7 protein-coding genes are annotated in these 4,814 nt (G+C 40.0%); 1 reads left to right on the top strand and 6 read right to left on the bottom strand.

Annotated features, from left to right (window positions below):
* The 6 genes from ACKI5G_RS10030 to ACKI5G_RS10005 all read right to left on the bottom strand — a co-directional run.
* The coding region (locus tag ACKI5G_RS10030) for an autotransporter outer membrane beta-barrel domain-containing protein (RefSeq protein WP_407399995.1) at nucleotides 1-1,392 on the bottom strand (1,392 nt) is incomplete at its 3' end.
* Between the two features lie 434 nt (nucleotides 1,393-1,826).
* On the bottom strand, nucleotides 1,827-2,159 hold the full coding sequence (locus tag ACKI5G_RS10025; protein ID WP_407399993.1) for a type II toxin-antitoxin system RelE/ParE family toxin: 333 nt from the start codon (nucleotides 2,157-2,159) through the stop codon (nucleotides 1,827-1,829).
* Nucleotides 2,160-2,162: 3 nt separating this feature from the next.
* Nucleotides 2,163-2,456 carry a type II toxin-antitoxin system RelB/DinJ family antitoxin gene (locus tag ACKI5G_RS10020; protein WP_027397777.1) on the bottom strand — a complete coding sequence of 98 codons (294 nt, stop codon included), beginning with the start codon at nucleotides 2,454-2,456 and terminating at the stop codon, nucleotides 2,163-2,165.
* A 496-nt stretch (nucleotides 2,457-2,952) separates the two neighbouring features.
* Nucleotides 2,953-3,225 (bottom strand): hypothetical protein, encoded by a 273-nt coding sequence (locus tag ACKI5G_RS10015; protein ID WP_407399991.1) that lies wholly within the window; start codon nucleotides 3,223-3,225, stop codon nucleotides 2,953-2,955.
* 44 nt (nucleotides 3,226-3,269) lie between these two features.
* On the bottom strand, nucleotides 3,270-3,497 hold the full coding sequence (locus tag ACKI5G_RS10010; RefSeq protein WP_407399989.1) for a hypothetical protein: 228 nt from the start codon (nucleotides 3,495-3,497) through the stop codon (nucleotides 3,270-3,272).
* A gap of 129 nt (nucleotides 3,498-3,626) precedes the next feature.
* Nucleotides 3,627-4,091, bottom strand: coding sequence for a hypothetical protein (locus tag ACKI5G_RS10005; RefSeq protein WP_407399987.1), 465 nt, complete (start codon nucleotides 4,089-4,091; stop codon nucleotides 3,627-3,629).
* Between the two features lie 262 nt (nucleotides 4,092-4,353).
* Between ACKI5G_RS10005 and ACKI5G_RS10000 the strand changes: the two genes are divergently transcribed.
* The gene (locus ACKI5G_RS10000) at nucleotides 4,354-4,503 is read left to right on the top strand and encodes a YvrJ family protein (RefSeq protein WP_071997202.1); all 150 of its coding nucleotides are present in this window, start codon (nucleotides 4,354-4,356) and stop codon (nucleotides 4,501-4,503) included.
* Nucleotides 4,504-4,814: the final 311 nt, after the last annotated feature.

Here is a 4,814-nt window from a genome sequence, read left to right as displayed (position 1 = left end):
GTCAAGAATATCTGTCTTATTCAGCTTTATTTCCCGACCAACGCCAATATGGGCACCCCAATAGGTGGCGTCAGTGTCATAGCTGTATGGATTGCCATTTACATCACGGAGTACATTGGTGGCATCATCGTGAATAGAACCGGCTCTGAGACTCCCCTCTACATAAAAGCCGTTATTCTTCTGCCATTTGCCTAAGATACCACCACCAGTATATCTGGTGGAGCCGTCACCCCGTTCATCCCCGTTAAAGGTGCTATAATTTCCAGTACCGTATTCAAAGAAGGCACCATATTCTGTGGTGGACAGCTTCTTTTCATTCTTATGGCCAAGGGCCAAAATAGCATTCCAAGTATGGGTCTTAACATGGGAACCGGTTTCCACATTCATGGAGCCGCCACCCATATTGGCATAGGTGGCCATACCGTCAGTGCCTGTATTTCCTGCCATAGAAAGGCCCTCAGTAGCTGCACCTACGAAATCATTACCAGCTGATAAAGCTGCCATGGATGCGGTGGCTCCCATAACGGTGTTATGAGTCTGCTCCTGGGCTTCCATTTTGGTACCCTTATCTATGGTATAAATGAGGTCATCATCGGAAATAGAGGCTGTACCCAAACCTTCAAGGGTTGAACCAACCTTGTATTTTCCAGAAAGAATTTTCTCGGCCGGATAATTGGTCATATTATTCTGAATCAATATGGTCTTTTGCCCAGCATTCAAGGCATCTACACCAGTAAAGGTTATCCCCCGTGTATCAATAGTCGGATTATTTTGGATACTTCCATTTAATATCAACGCAGGGGTTCCAAACTTGGCTTCCGTAATATAGATTTTTTCAAAATTACTCACGTCTCCGCCAATTGTATTGGCTCCAGCAAGGTATAATGTATTTCCTGAAACTTTGTCGATGACAGCGTTGCCGCTATCCCCCCCTTGGACCGTTTCTGTGACCTTACTATCCGTCATATATACACTATTGTCAGTAGCATATCCTCCATTACCCGTACCACCAGTAACTTTCACTGCTGTACTGTTTATCAGCTCCACCGTATTCTTTTTCGCATTTCCGTCTGACATACCGCCTAAAACCCACGCTACATTACTGTTTTTTATTTTAACAACGTTGTTCTCTGCATTATTAGTAGCAGTAGAATAACCACCGATTGCGTAACCCATAGAAATATTTGCATTATCAAGAATCAGTTGATAGCTGTTAACCGCTCCATTTCCAAATCCACCATAATAGTTCCCTGATGACAAATCGCCTGTGAGGGTCAGTATCTTATCTGATGCCAGATTGCCAATGCCAGGTACAGCCGTGGCGGTTGCACTAATACTACCTTTAACTATGTTGTCGTTGGCATCAATGTAGACAATACCCGCAGACGCCATACTACCGCCCGCTATCCACAGCGATACGGCCAGTGCCAGAGCAGCCTGTCCTTTTAAATCTTTCCAGCCCTTGCCCTTATTAGCTTTATTGAGGCTGATGTCCCCCCCCTAATGGACATTCATACTTCCTTGTTTCCATTTTTCATTCCCTCCATGCATATATACAGTGCCCCGAGGCACACATACTTTCTTAGAATAAAAAATAGCACAAAAATTCCCAAAATTCAACAACTCTGCAAAAAGTGGGCGATTTTTGCAAAAAGTGGGCGATTTTTAGACTATTTGACTTTTGTATCATGACAATTTTGTTATACTTTGTAGCTCAGAATGGCCCATCAGATACTGAAGTGTCTTTGGATTCATTCCAGATTTTTATAATTCGCATAATAAAATAGCCAGGGAACCTTAATATCCCCTGGCATATAAAGCAGATATTATTGTAACTTCATTAGATCTAACTGAACAGCTTGGTTACGAGCGACATATACCACGCCTATTACTTGTACAATATCTTTTTCTTCATCTATCCAAAAATATACAAAGAAATTTCTGACAAGCATTTTACGAATTCCCTCACTTCTCCACCTTTTATCCTCAATAAGTTTTATCCGTTCGGGCATAGTGGATAGGCTCTTGATTTCCTCTTTTAATAAAGACAATACATTTTTTGCTGCATCAGGTGCATACAAATCCTCGGAAATATACTTATGTATACTGCAGAGATTATCTTTAGCCTGTCTTGTAATCTTAACTTTATATACTTTCACCAATCAGACCCCCAACTCAGAAAAAACTTCATCCACATCGGAGGATTCATCCTGCTTGGCCTGCTTTAATCCAGTTTCCATAAATTTATCAAACTGTGCATTTGTCATTTCGTCACGTGCCATTATTTTATTAGGAAGTGTCAGACTAAACGGGATACCATTATGGGCTATAATTTGTCTATAGAACATATCGATTGCCACAGAGCGCGGTATACCAAGATTGGCAAGAATGATTTCTGCCTGTTCTTTTATATCAGCTTTCATTCTTAAATTAACATTTGCTGTTTTTACTGCCATACCAAATCACCTCTTTACACAATAATATACAAAAGTAACGCAATTCGCAATACATTTTATATAAATTAAAAGCGGCCCTCACTGAGAGCAGCTATGAGTGGTAAAAAAAGTGTTAATACCAAGGCTTTGGTGTTTTCACTACCAGTAAATGTTAAAATAGCCCATGCTGGTAACGGATACGCCCAGCCCAAAATAATATCATTAAAAAGAGCGATTACTGGTAATAATCGCTCTAATTCTGGAAATTCTTGACAGCCTGACAAACTTGATCAAGAAAATTACCGACTAAACTTTCTCCATATAAGACTTATATTACGGTTATTTTTTTTAAACGATAGTCTTAAAAAAGATGTAGATAATACCACATAATTTAAAAGCAAGACTGAAAATCATACCAAATGCAACAAACACTCCGATAATACAAGCAATAGCTAGAACGAAACTCATCACGAGTACCGCCCCCTTTCAGCACGGCCATAATCTTATTCTTTATGTATTACTCATTTTGGGGAATATCTTTAGGCCTGTATTCCTTTGGCTGGGCATAATATGTTTTGTAGTCAAATGGGTTTATGTCAGCAAGGGTTTTATACATTTCAATATCTATTTCTTTCCATTTCTCAATACTGGCATAATATTCTTTTTCCTTTTGCTGGCGGAATTGTTCTTCCTTGGCAACAGTAGGCAATGCCTTAATTCCTTTAATTACTGCGCCAATTAAAGCTCCAATAATGATTACCCACAGCATTATTACAAATAATGTGAACATAATCAGCACCGCCTTTCAGCATGGCCATAACATAATAATCCCATTTACGGCAACGGTTTTTTCTTCGGTTCAATACTTTTTAATGCTTCCCAAGCCATGGTCAGCCCTTCATTGGTCAGCTTTTCCGCTTCTACAAGGGCAAACTTCTCACACCATGATTTGTTTTGGCAATTTTCACAGTCCATATAATGCGGATGTTCTTTAATAGAGTATTTACAAGCATTATAAGGGTCTGATTTGGCTAATATTGAAGCCCTGAACAAAAAGCCCATATTGTCCACCGCCTTTTGCTGCCACAAGTGAAAATCTGCTTCCCTTTCTTACCCCCATATATCCGTCCCAGCAGTAAATTCAACACTTCGCAGGGCAAAAAAAGGGACTGCCGAAGCAGTCCTCATTAATCACTTGAAGATAGAATAATCCTTTGCCAAAAATTTCTCAAATTGTGGCAAACAATATTCTTCTTTCTCGCCGGTTGCTTTAATTGTCCTACAGCCATTTAGACATATAGACCGCTCCCCTGCATGTTTTCCACTTTGGTTTGGGGTAGTATTTGCAATAAAATCAGCTGATGACATTATCCACATTTGCTTCATGCGTTCAGATTTAAAAATAAAATAATAGTTCGGCTGTTCCTCGTGTTTAATGGCAGAAAACCGAGCAGCATCACCTACTTTTACATTTTCCCCGCTTGCTTTAATCTGAACCTCTATAAATGTTCCATCCTGTTTCTTTATAACCACATCCACGCCATGATCATCAACCAGAGGAACATAACAGTCCAGGCCCGCCATTAACATTTCGCTAATGATTTGATATTCCATTCTTTTGCCAAAGCTGGCATTATCTCTGAAACTTCTCCCCATAAATTATGTCACTCCTTTTGATTCTTGTTCATCCCCACATTTTTTTCACCAGCTCCAGCAGTTCATCTTCACTGTTATATCGGTGTATCTTAAAATATTCGTTTCCAGAAAGCATGGCGGAAAGCTGTGTTTCATTAGGGCGGTAAAAGATATCTGAAGGAAACCGTTGTCACCAAGCTGGCCTAAGTGGCCGCAATGATTGCCCCTCTGCTCGCCTGGCGGCCTGCAGGGGGGCTTTCTTATCAAAGAAAGGAGTAAACCTATGGAAGAAAAGATTTTATCGGCAGTAAGCACCGTAGGCTTTCCTATAGTCATAACCTTTTATCTTCTGATAAGGTTCCAGACTACCATGGACAAGTTCTGCGACAAGCTGGATGCCCTGATACTGGAAATCCGCAAGGAACACTCATAAAAAAATCGTGTGGTCATGCCTAAAATTTAGGTTTTGGCTGCACGATTTTTTTATTTTTATACACTAAAAATGTATTATCTCCCATTCCCCACTTTTCTATATTTTTTACCCATGAAATAGGGATGGGCACATTTATTTTTGTAACTAAAAATCTTTGTGGGTGTACAGCGTGAACTGCTCCCCGTCAAGAGGACAATAAAATAATATAAAATTTCTTTGGTCGGCAGATTCGTCTGTCGACCTTTTTATGCGGCTAAATACAAGGTGTGTTTCTCTATCGGCGTCAAGATACCAAGATTACGTTGCACACG

This window comes from Anaerovibrio sp. (assembly GCF_045637405.1).
GTDB lineage: Bacteria > Bacillota > Negativicutes > Selenomonadales > Selenomonadaceae > Anaerovibrio.
This window is presented reverse-complemented; position numbering and strand designations above follow the sequence as displayed.